The following is an 18,462-nucleotide window of genomic DNA, read 5'->3' as shown; positions in this document are numbered from 1 at the left end:
GGATATATTTATGAGTTCACAAAAAAAGAAAAAAATTGGCATTATTGCTGCTTTAGTAGTTTTGATTGTCGGCCTTTATTTTGGATATGAGCACTTCACCTATGTGCAGACTGATAATGCACAGGTCGAGGCTCATTCATTGCTAATGGCCTCTAAAGTTGGTGGTTTTATTAAGTCTGTTCATATTACAGACGGGCAGAAGGTAAAAAAAGATGAGGTCCTTGTCGAAATAGACGCTCGTGATTTTCAAAATTCGCTGTCGCAGGCCAAAGCAGAGTTGGCTTCTTTAAATGCAAAAAAGGCTGACTTAGAAAAAAACTACTACCGGGTCTCTGAACTTTACAAAAAGAATGTGGTTTCTCAGCAGCAGTTCGATGCGGCAGGGGCTACTCTTAAAGAGGTCAAAGCTAAGTCTGAGGCCGTAGCCGCGGTAGTGGCTCAGGCCGAGTTGAACCTTGAGAATTCTAAACTAAAAGCTCCTTCTGATGGTGTTATTGCTAAAAAATCTGCAGAGGTGGGGCAATTGGCGGCTCCTGGTGTTCCGTTAGTAGGATTTGTAGATAGCTCGTCAAGATGGGTGACTGCGAATTTCAAAGAAACTGAGATTGCATCGATTAAGATTGGTGCGCTGGTTGAAGTCTCGGTCGATGCGGTTTCAGGTCATTCTTTTAAAGGGCAGGTCGAGTCTATTTCATCCGCAACAGGTGCAACCTTCGCGTTACTTCCTCCAGACAATGCGACCGGCAATTTTACAAAAGTGGTTCAGCGAGTCCCGGTAAAAATTAAGCTGCTTGATTTAAGTGCTGACGATATCGATTCGTTAAGAGCAGGTTTGTCGGCGATTGTAAAAGTTCGTAAACACTAAAGAAGGTTGTTATGAAACGGGAGTCCGTTTTAATCCTAGTAGTTGCTGTTCTAGCCTCGTTGCTTGAAATTATCGATACATCGATCGTCAACGTGGCTCTTCCTAGTATGATGGGTAATCTTGGGGCCACTCTTGAAGATATCAGTATGGTCATTACAGGCTACGCGATTGCCAACGCTGTTATTTTACCAGTGGCCGCTTGGGCTGGGGACAGATTTGGCAGAAGGCCATTCTATTTAGGATGTATTGCTTTGTTTACAATCACCTCGGTAGCATGTGGACTGGCTCCAAATCTTGAAACACTGATTGTTTTCCGTATTCTGCAGGGGCTTGCAGGTGGTGCACTTCTTCCGACATCTCAGACTTTGATTTACGAGCAGTTTCCAAAAGAGAAGGCGGGGATTGCAGGGGCTATTTTTGGGATGAGCGTAATGATTGGGCCTACTCTGGGGCCTACCTTAGGTGGGTATTTGACCGACAATTTCGGGTGGCGATCGATCTTTAATATCAACTTACCACTTGGATTATTAGCCCTATTCCTTGGCGCTCTGGTTATCTTTAATGTTCCTAAAGAACCCGAACAAGAAAAGCCAGCATTTGATAAGTGGGGTTTGGTGTTGCTGGTGTTAGGGATCGGTTGTCTGCAATATGTTCTTGAACGAGGTGAGGCCGAGGATTGGTTTGCTTCAAAGATTATTTTGCTAAATACGATTACTTTTATAATCGCCCTTCCGATGTTCGTATGGTGGGAGTTAAGAGTCAAAAATCCAATTATAAATGTCAGACTTTTTGCGAATCCTATCGTCTTTAATGGCGTGGGTCTGATGATGATGGTGGGATTCTTTTTGTATGGAGTGGTGTTTATTTTGCCAGTTTATGTAGGTCGAACATTGCATTTAGATGCGACCCAAACAGGTATGCTCTTTATCCCGGGCTCTTTGTTAACGATGCTGTTGATGCCAATGATTGGGCGAGCCATGTTTAAGGGAGTAAACCCAAAAATTCTAATTTTTGTAGGCTTGCTTTCGATTGAAATTGTGTTGTTTATGATGACTCAATTGTCGCCACAGTCTTCCGAAGCTGATGTGCTGCATATGCTTTATGTTCGTGGCTTTGCTATGGCCTTTATTTTTGTTCCGATCAACTCCTCGATTCTGTCGCAGTTTAAGGGGTTGGATATGGGGCAGGTGTCAGGGCTATTGAACCTTTCCCGGCAGATTGGTGGGGCGATGGGGATTGCCCTGATTGCAACGATGCTAAATACACGCAGCCATCAAAACTATTTAGACTTAACCTCTAAGGTAAGCCTTTTGAATCAAACGACTCAAACGCAGTACTACTCGGGGTCTCAGGCATTGGGTGGAAAAATGACTGAAAGTTTGGGCATGGGGACTGGTGCGGAAGCAGCGCTTAAAAGTATCTACGGGCGAATTCAGAACCAGGTTTTTATGCTGACTTTCCAACAGCTGATGTGGACTATGATGATCATTTTTGTGTTCGCATTTATCCCCTTATATTTTATTCGCTTCAAAGAAAAGACTACCAAGGTCGTCGACGCGCATTGATTTAGGTAGATTCGATGGGACTGGCTAGGAGTTAGACAGTCCTGTAATCTTGAAAGTCGATTCTTATAGTCTGGGCTTTTTCTAAAAAATCCGGCAAATTGGGCACTTCGGTTTAGAGGTGCTTATGTTGAGGGCGGGATGGCCGCAAATTCCGTTGATATTGTTGTTTATCTTCTTGATTGGGGGCTCGGAATCGAGTTTTGCTCAAGAGGCGCAAACAGAGAAAATGACAGAGTCTCCATTTATCGATCAACGAGATTCTTTATTCTATCAGTTTGGTTTTTTAGCCAAAGATCAAAGTTCGAGCCTGTGTGGGCCTGTTTCTTTTGAAAATTGGCAAATTCTAGAGGGACGGCGTTCCAAGGCTGATGTTGAATCTGGAGTGCAGAATATAATCAATGCTTCTATTGAATTTTACCAGCAAAGCTCTGTCGATGTACGCAATGGCCTGCCGGATTTTGAACTCGCTAGATATGCCAATTTTTATGCTAAGCTTTTCGGGTTCAAAAAATCATACGCTAACGCGGACCTTAGAAAGTTAAACCCCGAACAGATTAAAGATTTATTTTTGGATTCAAGACCGCAGATTTTACTTTTAAGATTTAAAGAGATTGTACAAAGTCGGCAATTCCCCCATCCAACGAGGGGAGGGCGTTCAATCGCAAATCCTTTGATCCCGCAGCAAGGTCCGGTTCCCCCTGGTGAAGACACTGCGATCGAGATTTATCATTTTGTCTTGCAAGTCTATTGGGATGCTCAACGTGCGGAGCTTTGGATAATGGATCCCGAGAATTCGCGAACATATACAATTTTAAAACTGCGAGCTTCGATCGAAAATTTTGGGCCCCAGACCTCAATCTACGGACGAGATGGAGGTGAGTTCCCACGCTTTCGGTTTGGCAGACCTATGGAATGGAGCCTCGTCAGTCGTGTTTTCGAAAAGCCCTAACGGACTAGTTATTGAAATCTAGTTTTTCTTTGATCTCTAGTAAAGTTAAGGACGCTCCGTTTTTATCAAAATAAAATACTGCTATTTTATTTAGCTCGCTCGAGACAATTTTTGAACATAGGAAAGAGGCATTGGTTAATTCTTTTTTTGATTCCCATTTTTTTATAAAAGTAGGGCACTCACTTAAAGAATCCAAGAAGAGGGGACGACTTAACCAAAATAATATTTCATTTTTATTTTTAGAACTGATTTTTTTCGACAAAAATTCATCAGCACAAGTTCGCAGTTCGTCGGCTGATTTCTTGGTTTGAGTGCAAGTGAATAGATTATTTAATAGCTCAGTCTCTGTATAGTACAAAGCATTCGCGGTGTTTCTTTTTTTGTTTTTAAACTCTACCGCGTTCGCATTAGTAACTAACATCGATAAAATGAGTGTGGCAAGGATGGTTTTCATTATCTTGCTCCTTTAGCAGGTGGTGCCGACGACTTAGAGTTTTTTAGATTATCGTATTTTGAAAGTCCTAGGGAACTTGCAGGTATTTGGGCTGATTTGTAGTCTTCGTTTGGATCTTCAACGGCATTTTGGCAAGATGGATGCAAAATATATGAAGCATTGTTGCCGTAAAGCTTGTTCAGCTTATAACATTCATTGGTTGATACCGGGCACCGATAGTTTCGGCGACGTCCACTAGTTGCGGAGGCTTTTTCATAGATCTTTAAGGTGTTATTGAAGGATTTTTCGAAGAACGGATTTTGAAATCTTGAACAGTTAATTCCTTCATCCCAGGCGGGGTTTGCGTATTCGGCGAAGTCGAACTTTCGAACCTGGGTCCACTTACCGTTCTGGCACTTGAAGTAGGGGTTCTGGCCTTCGTAAAGCTGACTCCAAAATTGATAGCCCGAAAAATTTGCAGCTAAATCAGCATGTGAATAGATACCGGTGGTTTCCAGACCATATTCGCCTTTTTCTAAACTCTGCCCATATCTCAGGGCCTTTACGATCCCGTCGTCATAGTTTTTGCTACGGGTTCTTATCTGATAGTATTCCAATCCTTGATCAAAAAAATGTCCTAGTTTATCAACTCCCACATAATTTCCATTAAGGTTAATACTTGAATTAAGTCCAACCAAAGAAAGAAAAATTCCGCGCCCTTGAGCGTAGACATTCTTTTTTGGTTCGGGATGTTTTTGAATCAATTTAGATTCGTCAGCGAACTCTTCCATCACACCGACGACACCGGATCCTAAAAAATCTTGGCTGACCTCTAAGAGTTCTTTTGAACTGCATTTTTCAGAATCCAGAGTTTCTTGCACTTGTTTTAGTAAGCGATTCACTTCATCATTTAAGACGTCTCGAGAATCTTTCAGGGGATCATAGCGATATGTAAAATTATCCACTTCATAAGAGTGGCTTGCTGATGAAGAAATAATCACTGCAGAGAGGAGGACCCACAAAGTTCCTCGTTTTAAATGACGCATTCTTTGTTATCGGCAGTTTGAGAAATTTTTTGGGGCCTGATTGACTCTTTCGATTAATATTCATAAATTTCAAGCCTAAGATCTAGTTGAGAGCAGTGTATTTAGAACCAGATAGACTTTCTAATCAAAGATAAGAGGGCCTTTTTTGAAATTGGTTTCGTCGAGTGGTCATCACAGCCGACTTCTTTTGTTTTCTTTATTTCCTCTTCTAGAGCGCATGCCGTTAAAGCAATGATTGGTGTACGTTTGAGACTCAGGTCTTTTTCTATTGTTCGCATTATTTTAGTGCATTCGAAGCCATCGATAATTGGCATTTGTAGATCCATTAGTACGAGGCTAAAAACTTCTTTTTTAAAAATCTCGATGGCTGAGTGGCCATTTTCAGCTTCATAAACTAGGCAGTTTTGATTTTTCAGATAGAGTTTAATTAAGTCCCGATTTTCTTTGGAATCATCTACTAAAAGGATTTTAATGGGGTTAACTAACTGCGGGAGCGGTGATGGTAAGGGGCGTATTATATTGCTATTGATTGGCTTATTTGTTGGAGGTAGTGAAAGGGTGAAATAGAATGTGGATCCGTGATTTGGGGTAGATTCAAACCAAATATTCCCTCCCATTAAATTTACCAGTTTTTTACAGATAAATAGACCGAGGCCTGTGCCCCCAAATTTTTTAGAAATTGAATTGTCTCCTTGTTGGAATGCCTGAAAAAGTAGGCTTTGCGCTTCATTCGGTATTCCAACTCCCGTATCTCTTATTGTAAACAATAGATTTCCTGGATGTTCAGGGTTCGTGTTTTGCGTGATTTTTAGTTCAATGACTCCTTCGTCTGTGAATTTAACGGAGTTTCCTAAAAGATTTATTAGTACTTGATTGATTCGAAATTCATCGCCGATGTAGTGTTCGGAAATATTGTCGTCAATAGAAAAGGCAGTTCCAATCCCTTTACTTTTTGCTTGAGAAGAAATCATAGATAGGGTCTCTCGCGCTAATGTCTTTATTGAAAAGATCCGAGTTTCGCATTGAACCTGTCCTGCGTTTAATTTAGATAGATCTAAGATATCGTTCACTATGTTGAGGAGGCTTTTACTCGCGTATTCAATGGTATTAAGATGCATGCTTTGTTCTTGGGATAGGTTAGTTTCCTTTAGTACTTCGGTGAGACCAATAATCGAGTTTAATGGGGTTCTGATTTCGTGGCTCATGTTTGCTAGAAAAGCACTTTTTGCATCGGCTGCTTTTTTTGTAGCATCATTTGCTATTTGTAGTTTCTCAAAAGCGTCTTTCTTGTCGGTGATTTCGAAGCGAATAGCGATGTACTTTATTATTTTTCCATCAGTGTTTTTTAAAGGATAGATCGTGGTATCCACCCAATAGTACGAACCGTCTTTTGCTCTATTTTTAATTTCTCCGTGCCAAACCATTCCAGATGAGATGGTTTTCCAAAGGTGAGTGAAGAATTTGAGAATTTCCGATTAAGAGCAAGGTTATATCTTGGATAGCAAAAGTTCGACCGCCCCTGTTAATGGGCAAGAGCCATAACTTTGGAAATTACAGAATCAGAGTGAAGGCATATTGTAGCTAGCAGAAACCTTGCCTGCCCCTACCTTTGGAGAAGAACCGTTTTTATTGAATTGCGCTGAGGGATCTTCACACTTCACTGTATAAAGCATTGAGTCAAAAAGAATAGGCATGGAACAGGATTCTTCATAAGATTTGTTTACCACAACACATCTTTTTCAGGAGCCTAGACCATGCCCACGGACTTCAACTTAGCCGATCAAATGCTATCTGAGGAACTAAAATTTTTGTCTTCAAGAGGTTTTCGCAACGGATATCTTTGGGAGGTTAAAAAAATAAGAGCTTCCTGCGAAGTTTGTCCCAAATGCGCTACACCATCGAATACTTTAGCTGGAAAAGCATTCAGCGTCGTCCGCGATGCGCCAATTAGAGAAAGGCCATTATGGCTGCGTATTGAAAAGCATCGGTACTATTGCAAGAACTGCCGCAAGCCCTTTACAGAGGCAGTAAAAGGTATTTGGCCACGCCGAAGAAGTACGGGACATTTTCGCAATGCCGTAGCCAAAGACTGCAAAAACTACGTGAATCTAGAATTAGTGCGAACGCATCACTCTTGCTCCAGTGGATTTATCTATAAGGTCCATTATGAGGCTCTGGCTGCGAAACTCAAAGATCGCGACGGAATGAAGTGGCCGGAAATATTGGGCATCGACGAACACTTTTTCACTCGTAGAAATGGTTATGCAGAGTTTGCAACGGTGTTCTGTGATCTAAAGAAGCGTCGGTTGTTTGAGATGTGCAAAGGTAAAGATGCGAAATCAATTTTCGAAGCTGTTGAACACTATCCAGGCCGAGACAATGTCAAAGTGGTAGTGATAGATTTGTCGAACGGATATTTAAGCATTGTGCGAAGACTCTTCCCAAACGCTAAAATTGTAGCCGATAAATTTCATGCTCTCCGGCTTCTAAATCCTGCAATGATGAAGTTGAGAAAACAAATTAACGGCAATAAGTTGGAGCTAAAACAACGTCGCCTAATCCTGAGAAATCGCGAAGACTTAAATTATACAGAAAAAAGAGATCTCGATAAGTTCCTCCACAAGCACCCCGATCTTGAGGAGTTGTATTGGTACAAAGAACGCCTGCGGCAGTTTTATAATTGTCGGAACCGACGCCAAGGGAGAAGAAATCTTGAGTGCTTTATTAATGACTTAAAAAACTCAAGCCAGTCAGCTGCCAATACTCTCGGAAGAACCCTCAGAAAGTGGCTGGAACCTTTAATTGGATACTTTGAAAATCGTTGGACAAATGGATTTACGGAGGCTACTAACGGGAACGCAAAGGCCCTCCAGAAGCGGGCCAGAGGGTTTAAAAACTTTGTAAACTATCGACTGAAAACCTTAAATGCTTGTTTTTATTGAATTGCGCTGAGTGATAAACAGTTAAATGAGAAGAGCCGCGCTGAGTGATAAACAGTTAAATGAGAAGAGCCGAGCCGATGTGTGGTTATGGTGCCCCTCGCCCTATGCTGAGAGAACCACTCAGTTTGGATATAGCCTATCCAATCCAGTGGCATGAGTCGAGAGTGAATTTAACGGAGCTGGCAAAACTACGTTATATACACGGCTGGTCAAGGCAAGAACTGGCCCGTCATTATGGACGGACTCTCAATGCTATCACTAACTACTGTCAGAGCATCAGACGCAGAAATTTTGACCTTGATGGGCTGACAGTAGAGGAAAAGGAGCAAATCAAATGGGCCTATCAAAATTGATTTCTTTATCTGTCACGCTGGCATTTTTGGCTGTCGGAACTGGGAACTTGCCTTGGGTTTTAAAACAAATCAGAAAAGCCCAGTTTGAGCTTATTCAGGAATCAAAAGCATCCAAGTGGCCGAAAGCAGTTGCTTTAAGCTCTTTTGAGCATAAAAACGAATAATTACGAAATGAACGGCTTAAATAAACCACTACTCTTAAATTCAATTGACTTTGACTATTCTAGTGCTAGAATATGGTCATGAAAAAGCTTACTGATGCAAAATTACTAATACTTGGGCTTTTATCAGAAAGAAAACGCCATGCTTATGAGTTAGAGAAAGTGATTGAAGACAGGGGGATGCGTGAATGGACCGATATCGGGTTCTCTTCCATCTACTACATCCTCAAAGAGCTTGAAAATCAAGGGTTAGTTAAAAGCTCTAAATCGTCCTCATCAAGAGACAAGAAGACGATCTCTTTAAGTCCCTTGGGCAGAAAAGAACTACGTAAGCAAACTGAACTTGCGCTATCTGAAATCAGGGCCAATACTTCATCTATTCTTTTGGGTATGATCAACTGGCAGTGCCTGCCCAATGTTGATGCCATAAAATCTTTGGAAGCACGAACCATTTCAATTAAAAATGAATTAAGCCGGTTGGAAAATGTGCTTTATCAGAATCAACCTTTTCCTGATTTCATCGAACTCTTATTCAATTTTTCAAAAGGACAGCTTGAGTCGGAGCTGGAATGGGTAGAATCGACACTTGAATATATGAAGTCTAAATCAATTCAAACTGAGAGGTTGTAAATGAAAGAGGAAGCTTTTTTCAGAAAAATTAAACATTTATATTCACCATCGCAAAAAGAATTTACTCTTGTGGACGTTCCTGAACTCAAATACATGATGATAGACGGAACCGGGGGCCCCGAAGATGAGTTATTTGCTAAATCGATTAAGTGGATTTTCATGGCTATTCATCCATTGAGACAATTAGCCAGAAAGAAACTTGGTAAAAATTTTGTTGAACCTCCTCTGGAATGTCTTTGGTGGAGCGACAAAGGTCATAACCTAAGTCAAATAGATAAAAAAAATTGGAAATGGCGCTTGATGATTGTCATTGGTGATTGGATGGATGATGAGTTACTTGACGATGCTTTGCAAAAAGCGAGAGAAAATATCAATGGAGATATCTCTACTTTGCGATATGAAATGTATCACGAAGGAAAATCAGTCCAGATCCTATGTCAGGGAAACATGGATAAAATCCAAAAAATAAATTCTCAACTGTATGAAAGATATCTTCCAGATCATGGATTGAGTCCGAAAGGCTATCACCACGAGATATATTTAAATGACGTTTCAAGAGATTTTCCTAAAAATATGAAAATGATCATCAGGCAACCGATAGCGGGAGGCTAAATTTGGACCTCTGGGAATTTCAATAGCTTCAAACCACTAGTTTAATAAATAACAATCAAACTAAAAACTATATTCAAAAAATCCAAGGGGCCAAATTAAAATGGCCCTTAATATTTTTACACAATTAATTCTGTCTCTCATTCTTAATAGAGTCTCTCAGAAATGAGAGACTGTTTTGACACCAATAAACACTTTCAATAAGTCGGATCAAGTAGTTACATCTGCATATCAATTCAAAGATAATTGGCACGGTCTTGCTAATAGATCACTTCATCGGAGGTGATTAAAATGAAATCAAAAATCTAAAAAAGAAGTCTTCGCTAAAGACTTCGTCATGCGAAGACTTCTCAAGATAGAGTTCCCTGAAGTGTTCTCACTAGGAACACTTTGGTTTTTCACTAAGAAAACAGTATGCCCACCAATATGCCCAGTGGGAATACTGAGTAATTGCGTTAAATGATTAGGGAAAATTTGAAATTTATTTTTGATTTAAGGTATTTGCCGCCGCAATGAGTGACTCATTTTTACCTTTCTTTTTCCGTGACCCCTCCCCCCCAACGATGTGGTGGAAAGGGGTCACGGATCGAAAGGTTTAGGTCAGTTTAAGCGGCGGCAAAAGTGCGAGAAGTATTGAGTGATGAATTGAGTATATCCATAAAAAATAGGGATAGCTCATGAATAAGAAATGGGACGAGATCGAAGTAATAAATTTAAGAAACGAAAAAATTAATGAAAAGGTGTATGAACAAATGATTGAAGAAGTGGCGAACATTATTTATATTGAACTCTGCCAGCTCCAGAAAAAATCACTCTCTGACTCGTCAAGCCTAAAAGATAATCTTTTAAAAAGGACGGGATCAGATGCTTAAGAACAAAAATTTCAACATTGCTTTGTACATTAGAGTTTCAACCGAAGAACAAGCGGAAAACCCAGAAGGCTCCATTAAAAATCAAGAGCAACGGCTTCGTGAAGCTGTTGCCTATAGAAATAAACAATCTAACTTCGGCCAAATTTTTAATGTCTATGTGGACGCTGGAATTTCAGCGAAGGACATGAACAGGCCCGCCTTGCAATCCATGCTTAAAGACATGAGGGCGCAGAAAATTAATCTCATCATGGTCACAGAAATTTCAAGGCTCTCCAGAAACAACAGAGACTTTTTAAATATGTGGGACATGATGAGTGAAGTTAAATGTAGCTTCATGAGCCTTCGCGAAGATTTCGATACTACAACTGCCGCCGGTGAAATGTTGTTATTTCAATTGATGAACTTTGCTCAATTTGAACGAAAGCAAACCAGTGAAAGAGTTTCGGCGAACATTTTAGCACGCGCTAGTCGTGGCCTTTACAATGGGGGAACTATCCCGCTAGGTTTTAAAAAGTGTCACACAAAAAATGGTAGCTTGGACATTGATGAACCTCAGGCAACCACTGTTAGAATTGCCTTTGAAACATTTTTGCGAGAAGGAAGCTTGTCTCGTGCGGCTCGCTGGATGAATGATAATGGTTACAAGGCTAAAGCTCATCTGGAAGGCGGCGGTTCGAGAATGAGGCTTGGCCATTTTACAGTGGATAACTTGCAAGCAATGATTCGCAACAAGGCTTATATCGGAATTAAAACCTACACACAAAAAGGTGAACAAAAGGAAGTGAAGGCCGTTTGGCAGCCTATTGTTGATGAAATGGTTTTTGAGCGAGCAAACGAAAAGCTCACCAAAAATCATTCAAGACTTAAACCTTTAAAAGAAACCAGCAAGCACCCTTATCTTTTATCTGGTGTATGTTTTTGTATGAAGTGTGGTGACCACATGCCAGGAAAGTCTGCAACTGGTAGAAATGGCAAGGTTCCTTATTATGAACACTCATGGGCCACAAAAAGAAACTCGACTTTAACCAAAAAAACTTTCCAGTGTGAACCAACACGAGTTCAATCAAAGAAAGCAGAAGTCTTAGTGTGGGGTGAATTTTGTAAATTTATCGAAAGCCAAAAATTTTTAATAGAGCTTCAAAATAAAGTGAAGGCCATTCATAAAAATAATAACGAAGAGTCAGAACGTGGAAAATTAAAGGCCAAACTTTATGGTGTGAGTTCGCAATTAGACGCTTTGACCGAAAGGTTATCAATGCTACCTAAAACGGTATCGGCCACGCCAATCTTTAAACAATTGGAAAGGCTTGAGTTGGTTAAAAAGGATTTGGAGGAAGGGCTTTTAAAGATAAAAGATTTGAATATTGATGAAAGGCTTGTCCCCATTGAGACGTTTGAAGAATTTGCGGCGTTCGCGGGCCTTGCAATTAAAAATAATCCTGACTTCAATATCAGGCGCAGTCTTTTGCAGAAATTCATCCACAGAGTCGAAATTGGAGTGGATTCAATTAAGATTTATTGGAACTTAGATAAAGATTTTTACGAACAGGAGCTAAAAATAAAAAACCCCGAAAAAAATCGGGGTTTTTTAAAAACTGCGAATTTTGGTTCGCAAAGCTTGACAATTGGTGCGCGAGTCTCCGGAGTAGGCGAACCGGCTTGGGTGGGTTCCCGGGTCTTAATTGAACTAGAGTTTGAGGAGATTGCAGAGCCTAAGGCGCTATTGCCCGCAGATCTGCTGCGATTCGTTAATATATATGGATCGTATGCAAGTGCTGCCGTGGCTATCGGGGCCTCCGAGGCTTTTGTACGGCAAAACTGTTTTAAAAGGGGCTCCTCCTGATTTTAGTAAAAATCAGGAGGTCTTTGGGGATCAGGAAGCCAGCGCGAACCTATTCGTTTTAAGTATTATAGGCATTCCCTCTTTTGTCATCCACCTATAGCTTTGTTTGACACACGTAAACTCAATAACTTGCGCGTGGCGTGAGCTGTCTCACTTTGGGTCACATTTTATCAGTTTCATTGATGGAGCTCTTTTGCCGGGCTTTCCTTGCGCTAAATGGGGGTGTCCACCGTCTGGCACGAAAGTGGCACCCACTTTGACTATGACCTGGTCGCATCAGATTGCTGCTATTTTTATCGCTCTTTGTCTGCCCTTGAATGCGGCTTTGGCAGCACCTATTTGCTCTCAGGTATTCTCTGCGGACCTGATGCCAGACTATATTCTTCTCGATAAGTACTACACTACTTGGCAAGGTAAAAAAAGTGATGCCGGAATTTCTAAAAATGTAGCTGGCTCTTTGAATCAGGCCTTTTACTTAAAAAAGAAGCTTTTAACAAATGTATTTTCGTTTTCATCAAATAACACTGGGCCGTCTTCATTTGATGGACTTTATCCCCAAAAGACTTTCGCTGATTTGGTTAAGGCCAATATCGACTTCGTCATCTCAACTTATCAAGAGCGCCGTGCTTGGGATGCTTCGTATCGTCAGGCAATTTATGATGACGCCTTTATGTATGCGGAGCAGGCTCATTATATTATGGTTCATCGCTTTGACAGGGTAAATCAACAGAATTTGAATATTAAGGGTTCACTCAAGGTGATCAGGGCGGATAAAAAAACTCAATTACCTTTGGAGATAGACCACGGTATTAATTTACCTTTGAATGGTGGTCGAAAATTTGAGCCTGGTAATTTTGTTGTCGCCAAAAATGAAAGTTCAGAGGTTTATTCTGAGCTGATGTTACACTTCATAGATTTCTCTCATCAACTCATGCGTGAAAAAGGGCATGAGCCCAATAAAATGATTTTCTTTACCGATGCAGATATGGTTTCGGCAAGAATGTATCGTAAGCTTGGTTTTAAAGCGGTCCCGGGATATGAGGCTCCAATAAGAAAAGGCGATAAAGAATATTATTTGATTGGTGCATCCGCAGAGACAGTTGCAGGTTTTCAAAAACTCTTTAAAGATACTAAAAAAGAGTGGCAACCGTCGGATCGTAGCGGGTACTACTCTCTTGTAGAGTCTAGTAAGAAGCTACCTATCCAGTCGGCTAAAGGAATTTACAAACGATTTGAATCCAAATCTGGTCCTCTTGAGGTTTCAATTTCCAGAAGTGACAAGGTTTACACAACAAAATCTAACAAGGATCATTTTTACTTTTCGTTTTGGCTCGGCGCAGAAAGTAATATCGTCCACCAAAGATATAAGCTTCTTCATGAAAATCTACCTCTTTATGAGGGGTGGAGAAGTCCAGATGGTTGGGCTGAGTATAGGAAGGGGCATTTAATATTTAAGAAGCCGACAGGAAATGGATTTCAAACCATTTATCTTCAAATTGATACAAAGCTTTCAAGCATTCATCGTTTAAGGTTTGTGTTCACAGATCGTGATGGAAATATCCGTGATGAACGAATCTCACGGCCTCAGTAATTCTTTAACATCCGCGCAGATATCATTGATGGCGCATTCAATATCCTCATCTGTATGTGCCTCAGTGATAAGACTTATTACTGTGCCCGTGATCATCACTTGAATTTTGCGCGCCTTCTTTTCTAGCTCTATGTTATTCCACGTTCCTTCTTGGGCTCCTTCTTTGAGTATGGTAAGTATCCGCTCTCGTCCATGGAGGACTGATTGAGAATTCAAAAGTTTCGCTTCTTTTTGATAGCCCGCCTGGGCGAGAAAATACATCCATACTCGTGAACACGATCTCCTTTCGCGCACCCAGAGAATATTTCCTCTTATGTAGTTTAATAGAAGATCGCTTGATGAGTTGGCGTTAGCCATGTGAGAAAGAATATAGCTCTGGTGGTCTTGCGCTACGAACTGCACGAGGGCATCAAAAAGTTCATACTTATTGGAAAAATAATGGTTCACTAAGGGCCGAGTGATTTTGCTTAGCTTGGCAATCTCTTGAAAGTTTAATTCATCAAATCCTTTAGATCCGATGTACTCAATGGCTTTATCTAAAATCAATTGCATGCGCCGATCGCCTTTAGACATGCGTCTCTTGTCTTCATTTAGAATTAAGATTTTTTGCCATGGTTTAGGTGTGGCCATAGGACTCTTTTGTAAAAATGACAATTTATAAAAACGCACTAAATACAAATAATTAAACCATTTATTTTACGAAATGTAAATTCATGTATCTTTCGTCGAGTCAATTTGATACATTGCATCAAGTTCAGTTAAAACCAAACTTTAAGGAGTTAAATATGAAAGCCCTATTAACAATAGCGACATTGCTACTTTCAACATCCGTACATGCATCCTATTGGACCTGTGAAGGAAAGAAAGTCACCGCACAATTCGGACAAAACGCCGAAGGTTTGCTTTTGACTGCAACATCGAAGAATTCAGAAATTCCAGGTAATCTGGTTTACTCAATGGTTAAGTCCGAAGACATTTCTTTCAGAGGAACAGGAAAGAGTATGAAAGATGTGAAAGCGGTCTTCGCAAGGAACGGTATGTATGAAGCTGGCCTTAATATTAGAGATGGCGGCTTTTATTTAGCCGATAAAAACGGAGTTACCGTTTTTGATGAAAACATGAAATGTAGATATTCTGCTGGCGAGTAAATGACAACGATACCGAAAATATATTTTTAAATGGAGTAAGCTATTATAAAACTGCTAGCTGCTATTATCGTGCAACTTGCTTCTGGACTGTAGTGCTCCCCCCATACCACTTGTGAACTTGCCAAAGTAATTATCGAAACCCGCTGACTTAAAAAAAACAGCGGGTTTTTTGTTTTCTGAATACCAAGATGAAATCTTTCAAAAAATTTGAAACCTTTTTTACACGATTATTTCCCAATTCGACGCGACACAAATGAAAAATATCTGAACCGAAAATTCCCTCGATCGCGGATTTTAGGCGACACGGCGTCCGCGCATATCATTAATAGATTTTAGTGAGTTCCAAACACTACGGAAAATAAACGGAAAGCTTCCGCGGGTATTTAATTCGATCTGAAGGCGAAAAAACCACTGTAAATATTCAAAATATTTGAAGAACACGAAGTCCTGTCCATCCCATTTTCCCTCGCAAGCGTTCGTGACCACTCCCCCTCTACGAGAGGAAGTGGTCACGAAACAGGAAAATGGAATGGACAGGATAAGAAAAATTAATGGGAAAATATAAATAAAATAGAGTATGAGAGAGGGGAGCAAAATGAGAGGAGGATACAGCAAAAAACAATCAATCAAAAAAATGGAGGTACAGATATGAATAAGGAAAATAGTAATTGATGCGAGTTGTAGGATTACAAAACTACGAACTTGAAATGATCGAGGTGCATTTAAAACGAACTGAATACGAAAACCAAGTTGTGCAACTGGTAAAAGCCTTGCTCGAAATTGACCGTGCTATGAAACAGCAGCAGGATCAAGCGAGTGATCAAAGCACAGCTTCAGAAATGAAGGAGGCTAGCTAATGAAAAGAATCGGAATCTACATTCGTGTTTCTACGGAAGAACAAGCCAGAATCCAAGATGGCTCACTTGTCTCTCAAAGAAATCGCTTACTTGAATACATAGAATTTCAAAACAAAAGAGAATCCAACTGGGGAACTTTGGTCGATATTTATTGCGACGAAGGAAAGTCTGCCAAGAATATGAAGGGTCGGCCTGAGTTCCTACGTTTACTTAATGACGTAAAGCTTGGAAAAGTTGATCTCATCATAGCGACGGAGCTTTCAAGGCTCAATCGCAACATCAAAGACTTCTGCGAGGTCTGGGATCTTCTTAAAAAGCACAAGGCAAGCTTCGTCACATTACGTGAGCAGTTCGATACAACAACTGCAAGCGGCGAGATGATGGTCTTTAATCTTATTAACTATGCCCAGTATGAACGCATGCAAACGTCTGAACGAATAGCAGCCAACTGGCTGTCGCGATCTAAGCGTGGACTTTTCAATGGCGGTACAATTCCTTTGGGCTACGATCGTAATCCCAAAAACAAAGGTGAACTTGTCATCAACCAAGATGAGGCTTGTACAGTTCAGAAGGTCTTTGCAACCTTCCTTGAGAAAGAATCCCTACGTAAAACCCAAGTCGCATTGATCGAACAAGGAATCTTCAATAAGAAATTTACCAACAAGCATGGCATCGACAAAGGTGGCAAAATTTTTACCGTCGATACCCTACAATCCCTTTTGACCAACAAAACGTATTTGGGGCTTAAAGATGTAAAACACAAAGACGGTGCTATAGAGACAATAAAAGCCGTTTGGCCCTCAATTATCAGCGAAGAAGTCTTTTCTAAAGTTCAGGAACGCCTAAGTAAAAATAAAAACCGCTACAAGCCCGAGTCTTGGAAGAAATATCCATTCCCACTCACTGAACTTGTTCAATGTGGTGAATGCGGGAAATCTTTAGGTGGTAAGTCCGGCACTGGGAGAACTGAAAAGCACTTTTACTATGGTCATCCTCAACTTAAGAACCCGCTGACAAAGGCTAACGAACATCAGTGCCAAGTTAAGAACGTTAGGGCGCCAAGACTTGAGGAGATTGTCATTAAGTCTTTAAAGACGCTGTTGAGTGACTCAAGCCTCATTACAAAGTGGATTGAGATTTATCAGTCAAAGACCACAAGCGATTTGCCAGAGCTTCAAGCGCAGAGCAAAAAGCTAGATCAAGAAATGCTGATGACTTCAAAACGCATCAACAACTTGGTGCAAAGAATCGCTGACCTTCCGGCAGAAGTCCCTGCCGATGCCTTCTATGAGCAAATCAAGCAGATGACCCAAAAGTTGAACGACTTGAAACTTGCTAAAGAAAATCTAAAAACCAAAGAACTGGATTTGCGCTCTCAAGAAATTGACCAAGAAGGTTTCACTGCCAAGATCCAGCAGGTCCTAGCGAATTTAGAGCAAGCTCCCAAAGAGCTTCAAAGGCCGGTATTTACGAATCTGGTGAAATTCATCGAAATCCACCCAACAAAGATCAAAATGGGCCTTTATGCACCAGTAAGGGAACCATTAAAAGCTACGGGAACAGAGGGAACTTCATCCACCGCCACAGCGGCGGCAGATTTTGGGCATAAAAAAAGCCGACTCGAAGGTCAGCTTTTTAGTATCAGTAACTCAACCCGTGTGGGTTCGAGTACTGTTGGAATTGGTGCGCGGGGAGGGCCCCCCGCCACTTTTTTAACTATAAAGCCATTCTGCTCGAATGCAAGTGGTTTTTAAGCCGTTTTCCCTATGAAAAGCATGGTTTTTGCCACCACCTACTTGATCCCCCCTGACTCCCCTTAAAACTCCATAAATTTCCATAAAAGTTTACTACCAGTTTACTACCTAATCTTTTCCGGGGGGAAAAATGAACAATCAAAATCATTCAAATGTTGGGGCGCTAGGCTCCATCATGAAGCAGTATCGAATCAACGCTGGCTTATCTCAACTCGATGTTTCGCGATCTATGAAATACTCAACTGCCCAATTTGTTAGCAACTGGGAAAGGGGAGTTTCGGAACCACCTGCGAAAGCCATCAAGAAATTGGCCCCGCTTTTTGGGGTCAATGAAAAAGATATGAGGCAAGTAATTGCCACGGCGTTAATCGCCAAAAAAACGGCCCAAATAAAACGTCAATATAAGGTTCAATAGTTCAGGGGATCATCATGAAGTACATCCAGATTCTCAACATGGAAGAGTTCAACCCGCGCAAGGACCGAAAAAAGCATTCTTGGTTCCGAGTTGATAACACCATCATATATTCAAGAAAGTTGCATGGCCTCTCAGCGGCACAGAAATGGCTATGGATAGGCATCCTTTCCCTGGCATCAAGTGACCAAAGGGACTGGATTGAATTAGATCTTGAGTACCTTTGCGCGCACATAGGTGATTCGCCAGAGAATATTCTTTCAGCAATCGAGCACTTCAAATCAAAAGAAATGATCTCAATTTCAGATCAAAAACCAACTGGTTACCATACGGTTACCGAACGGACACCAACTGGTAACCATGTGGAAACCAGTGGTAACCGATCGGTGTCAAACGGTATCACTACAGACGGACAGACGGACGGACGTACGA

19 protein-coding genes are annotated in these 18,462 nt (G+C 40.9%); 15 read left to right on the top strand and 4 right to left on the bottom strand.

All coding sequences use genetic code 11. The features are described from left to right. The first annotated feature begins 10 nt into the window (after positions 1-10). The 3 genes from AC04MN_RS13970 (at position 11) to AC04MN_RS13960 (ending at position 3,379) form a co-directional block, all read left to right on the top strand. A complete protein-coding gene (locus tag AC04MN_RS13970) occupies positions 11-865 on the top strand; it encodes an HlyD family secretion protein (RefSeq protein WP_475383831.1) in 855 nt (284 codons plus the stop codon). Positions 866-876: 11 nt separating this feature from the next. Continuing rightward, positions 877-2,430: a DHA2 family efflux MFS transporter permease subunit gene (locus AC04MN_RS13965; RefSeq protein ID WP_475383830.1), complete on the top strand. Its 1,554-nt coding sequence runs from the start codon at positions 877-879 to the stop codon at positions 2,428-2,430. A 124-nt stretch (positions 2,431-2,554) separates the two neighbouring features. Then, the gene (locus AC04MN_RS13960) at positions 2,555-3,379 is read left to right on the top strand and encodes a hypothetical protein (protein WP_475383829.1); all 825 of its coding nucleotides are present in this window, start codon (positions 2,555-2,557) and stop codon (positions 3,377-3,379) included. 4 nt (positions 3,380-3,383) lie between these two features. Here the strand turns inward: AC04MN_RS13960 and AC04MN_RS13955 are convergent, their stop codons facing one another. The 3 genes from AC04MN_RS13955 to AC04MN_RS13945 form a co-directional block, all read right to left on the bottom strand. After that, positions 3,384-3,833 (bottom strand): hypothetical protein, encoded by a 450-nt coding sequence (locus tag AC04MN_RS13955; protein WP_475383828.1) that lies wholly within the window; start codon positions 3,831-3,833, stop codon positions 3,384-3,386. Beyond that, positions 3,833-4,858, bottom strand: a complete 1,026-nt coding sequence (locus tag AC04MN_RS13950) for a hypothetical protein (RefSeq protein WP_475383827.1) — start codon at positions 4,856-4,858, stop codon at positions 3,833-3,835. Before AC04MN_RS13950 ends, AC04MN_RS13955 begins: the two co-directional genes overlap by 1 nt. Positions 4,859-4,959: 101 nt before the next feature. Then, the gene (locus AC04MN_RS13945; RefSeq protein ID WP_475383974.1) at positions 4,960-6,327 is read right to left on the bottom strand and encodes a PAS domain-containing hybrid sensor histidine kinase/response regulator; all 1,368 of its coding nucleotides are present in this window, start codon (positions 6,325-6,327) and stop codon (positions 4,960-4,962) included. Positions 6,328-6,612: 285 nt separating this feature from the next. Here AC04MN_RS13945 and AC04MN_RS13940 point away from each other — a divergent pair, with 285 nt between their 5' ends. The 7 genes from AC04MN_RS13940 to AC04MN_RS13910 all read left to right on the top strand — a co-directional run bounded on the left by AC04MN_RS13940 (position 6,613) and on the right by AC04MN_RS13910 (position 13,859). Next, positions 6,613-7,800 carry an ISL3 family transposase gene (locus AC04MN_RS13940; protein ID WP_475381257.1) on the top strand — a complete coding sequence of 396 codons (1,188 nt, stop codon included), beginning with the start codon at positions 6,613-6,615 and terminating at the stop codon, positions 7,798-7,800. A 334-nt stretch (positions 7,801-8,134) separates the two neighbouring features. Then, positions 8,135-8,317, top strand: coding sequence for a hypothetical protein (locus tag AC04MN_RS13935; protein ID WP_475383826.1), 183 nt, complete (start codon positions 8,135-8,137; stop codon positions 8,315-8,317). Between the two features lie 78 nt (positions 8,318-8,395). Beyond that, the gene (locus AC04MN_RS13930; protein ID WP_475383825.1) at positions 8,396-8,944 is read left to right on the top strand and encodes a PadR family transcriptional regulator; all 549 of its coding nucleotides are present in this window, start codon (positions 8,396-8,398) and stop codon (positions 8,942-8,944) included. After that, positions 8,945-9,556, top strand: coding sequence for a GyrI-like domain-containing protein (locus tag AC04MN_RS13925; protein ID WP_475383824.1), 612 nt, complete (start codon positions 8,945-8,947; stop codon positions 9,554-9,556). 674 nt (positions 9,557-10,230) lie between these two features. Next, complete coding sequence (locus AC04MN_RS13920; protein ID WP_475383823.1) at positions 10,231-10,425, top strand: hypothetical protein; 195 nt, start codon at positions 10,231-10,233, stop codon at positions 10,423-10,425. Further along, positions 10,418-12,268 carry a recombinase family protein gene (locus tag AC04MN_RS13915; protein ID WP_475383822.1) on the top strand — a complete coding sequence of 617 codons (1,851 nt, stop codon included), beginning with the start codon at positions 10,418-10,420 and terminating at the stop codon, positions 12,266-12,268. The genes AC04MN_RS13920 and AC04MN_RS13915 overlap by 8 nt, the downstream gene beginning before the upstream one ends. 262 nt (positions 12,269-12,530) lie before the next feature. Further along, positions 12,531-13,859: a hypothetical protein gene (locus tag AC04MN_RS13910; protein WP_475383821.1), complete on the top strand. Its 1,329-nt coding sequence runs from the start codon at positions 12,531-12,533 to the stop codon at positions 13,857-13,859. Here the strand turns inward: AC04MN_RS13910 and AC04MN_RS13905 are convergent. Next, a complete protein-coding gene (locus tag AC04MN_RS13905) occupies positions 13,845-14,489 on the bottom strand; it encodes a TetR/AcrR family transcriptional regulator (RefSeq protein ID WP_475383820.1) in 645 nt (214 codons plus the stop codon). The genes AC04MN_RS13910 and AC04MN_RS13905 overlap by 15 nt on opposite strands. 155 nt (positions 14,490-14,644) lie before the next feature. On the opposite strand from AC04MN_RS13905, the gene AC04MN_RS13900 reads away from it, so the two are divergent. The 5 genes from AC04MN_RS13900 to AC04MN_RS13880 form a co-directional block, all read left to right on the top strand. Further along, the gene (locus AC04MN_RS13900; protein ID WP_475383819.1) at positions 14,645-15,007 is read left to right on the top strand and encodes a hypothetical protein; all 363 of its coding nucleotides are present in this window, start codon (positions 14,645-14,647) and stop codon (positions 15,005-15,007) included. 671 nt (positions 15,008-15,678) lie between these two features. Continuing rightward, the gene (locus AC04MN_RS13895; RefSeq protein WP_475383818.1) at positions 15,679-15,864 is read left to right on the top strand and encodes a hypothetical protein; all 186 of its coding nucleotides are present in this window, start codon (positions 15,679-15,681) and stop codon (positions 15,862-15,864) included. Then, on the top strand, positions 15,864-17,618 hold the full coding sequence (locus AC04MN_RS13890; RefSeq protein WP_475383817.1) for a recombinase family protein: 1,755 nt from the start codon (positions 15,864-15,866) through the stop codon (positions 17,616-17,618). Before AC04MN_RS13895 ends, AC04MN_RS13890 begins: the two co-directional genes overlap by 1 nt. A 130-nt stretch (positions 17,619-17,748) precedes the next feature. Beyond that, entirely contained in the window at positions 17,749-18,033 is a 285-nt protein-coding gene (locus AC04MN_RS13885) for a helix-turn-helix domain-containing protein (RefSeq protein ID WP_475383816.1), read from the top strand. Between the two features lie 14 nt (positions 18,034-18,047). Beyond that, a partial coding sequence (locus AC04MN_RS13880; RefSeq protein ID WP_475383815.1) for a hypothetical protein occupies positions 18,048-18,462 on the top strand: 415 nt, incomplete at its 3' end.

Source organism: Bdellovibrio sp. ZFWA1 (genome assembly GCF_056175665.1).
The sequence above is the reverse complement of the archived record's forward strand: the minus strand, read 5'-3'. Positions and strand labels throughout refer to the sequence as shown.

Excerpts from the sequence above, each read along its gene's own strand:
- AC04MN_RS13970 (WP_475383831.1), top strand. The coding sequence starts at position 11 with ATGAGTTCACAAAAAAAGAAAAAAATTGGCATTATTGCTGCTTTAGTA.
- AC04MN_RS13965 (WP_475383830.1), top strand. The coding sequence starts at position 877 with ATGAAACGGGAGTCCGTTTTAATCCTAGTAGTTGCTGTTCTAGCCTCG.
- AC04MN_RS13960 (WP_475383829.1), top strand. The coding sequence starts at position 2,555 with ATGTTGAGGGCGGGATGGCCGCAAATTCCGTTGATATTGTTGTTTATC.
- AC04MN_RS13955 (WP_475383828.1), bottom strand. The coding sequence starts at position 3,833 with ATGAAAACCATCCTTGCCACACTCATTTTATCGATGTTAGTTACTAAT.
- AC04MN_RS13950 (WP_475383827.1), bottom strand. The coding sequence starts at position 4,858 with ATGCGTCATTTAAAACGAGGAACTTTGTGGGTCCTCCTCTCTGCAGTG.
- AC04MN_RS13940 (WP_475381257.1), top strand. The coding sequence starts at position 6,613 with ATGCCCACGGACTTCAACTTAGCCGATCAAATGCTATCTGAGGAACTA.
- AC04MN_RS13935 (WP_475383826.1), top strand. The coding sequence starts at position 8,135 with ATGGGCCTATCAAAATTGATTTCTTTATCTGTCACGCTGGCATTTTTG.
- AC04MN_RS13930 (WP_475383825.1), top strand. The coding sequence starts at position 8,396 with ATGAAAAAGCTTACTGATGCAAAATTACTAATACTTGGGCTTTTATCA.
- AC04MN_RS13925 (WP_475383824.1), top strand. The coding sequence starts at position 8,945 with ATGAAAGAGGAAGCTTTTTTCAGAAAAATTAAACATTTATATTCACCA.
- AC04MN_RS13920 (WP_475383823.1), top strand. The coding sequence starts at position 10,231 with ATGAATAAGAAATGGGACGAGATCGAAGTAATAAATTTAAGAAACGAA.
- AC04MN_RS13915 (WP_475383822.1), top strand. The coding sequence starts at position 10,418 with ATGCTTAAGAACAAAAATTTCAACATTGCTTTGTACATTAGAGTTTCA.
- AC04MN_RS13910 (WP_475383821.1), top strand. The coding sequence starts at position 12,531 with ATGACCTGGTCGCATCAGATTGCTGCTATTTTTATCGCTCTTTGTCTG.
- AC04MN_RS13905 (WP_475383820.1), bottom strand. The coding sequence starts at position 14,489 with ATGGCCACACCTAAACCATGGCAAAAAATCTTAATTCTAAATGAAGAC.
- AC04MN_RS13900 (WP_475383819.1), top strand. The coding sequence starts at position 14,645 with ATGAAAGCCCTATTAACAATAGCGACATTGCTACTTTCAACATCCGTA.
- AC04MN_RS13895 (WP_475383818.1), top strand. The coding sequence starts at position 15,679 with ATGCGAGTTGTAGGATTACAAAACTACGAACTTGAAATGATCGAGGTG.
- AC04MN_RS13890 (WP_475383817.1), top strand. The coding sequence starts at position 15,864 with ATGAAAAGAATCGGAATCTACATTCGTGTTTCTACGGAAGAACAAGCC.
- AC04MN_RS13885 (WP_475383816.1), top strand. The coding sequence starts at position 17,749 with ATGAACAATCAAAATCATTCAAATGTTGGGGCGCTAGGCTCCATCATG.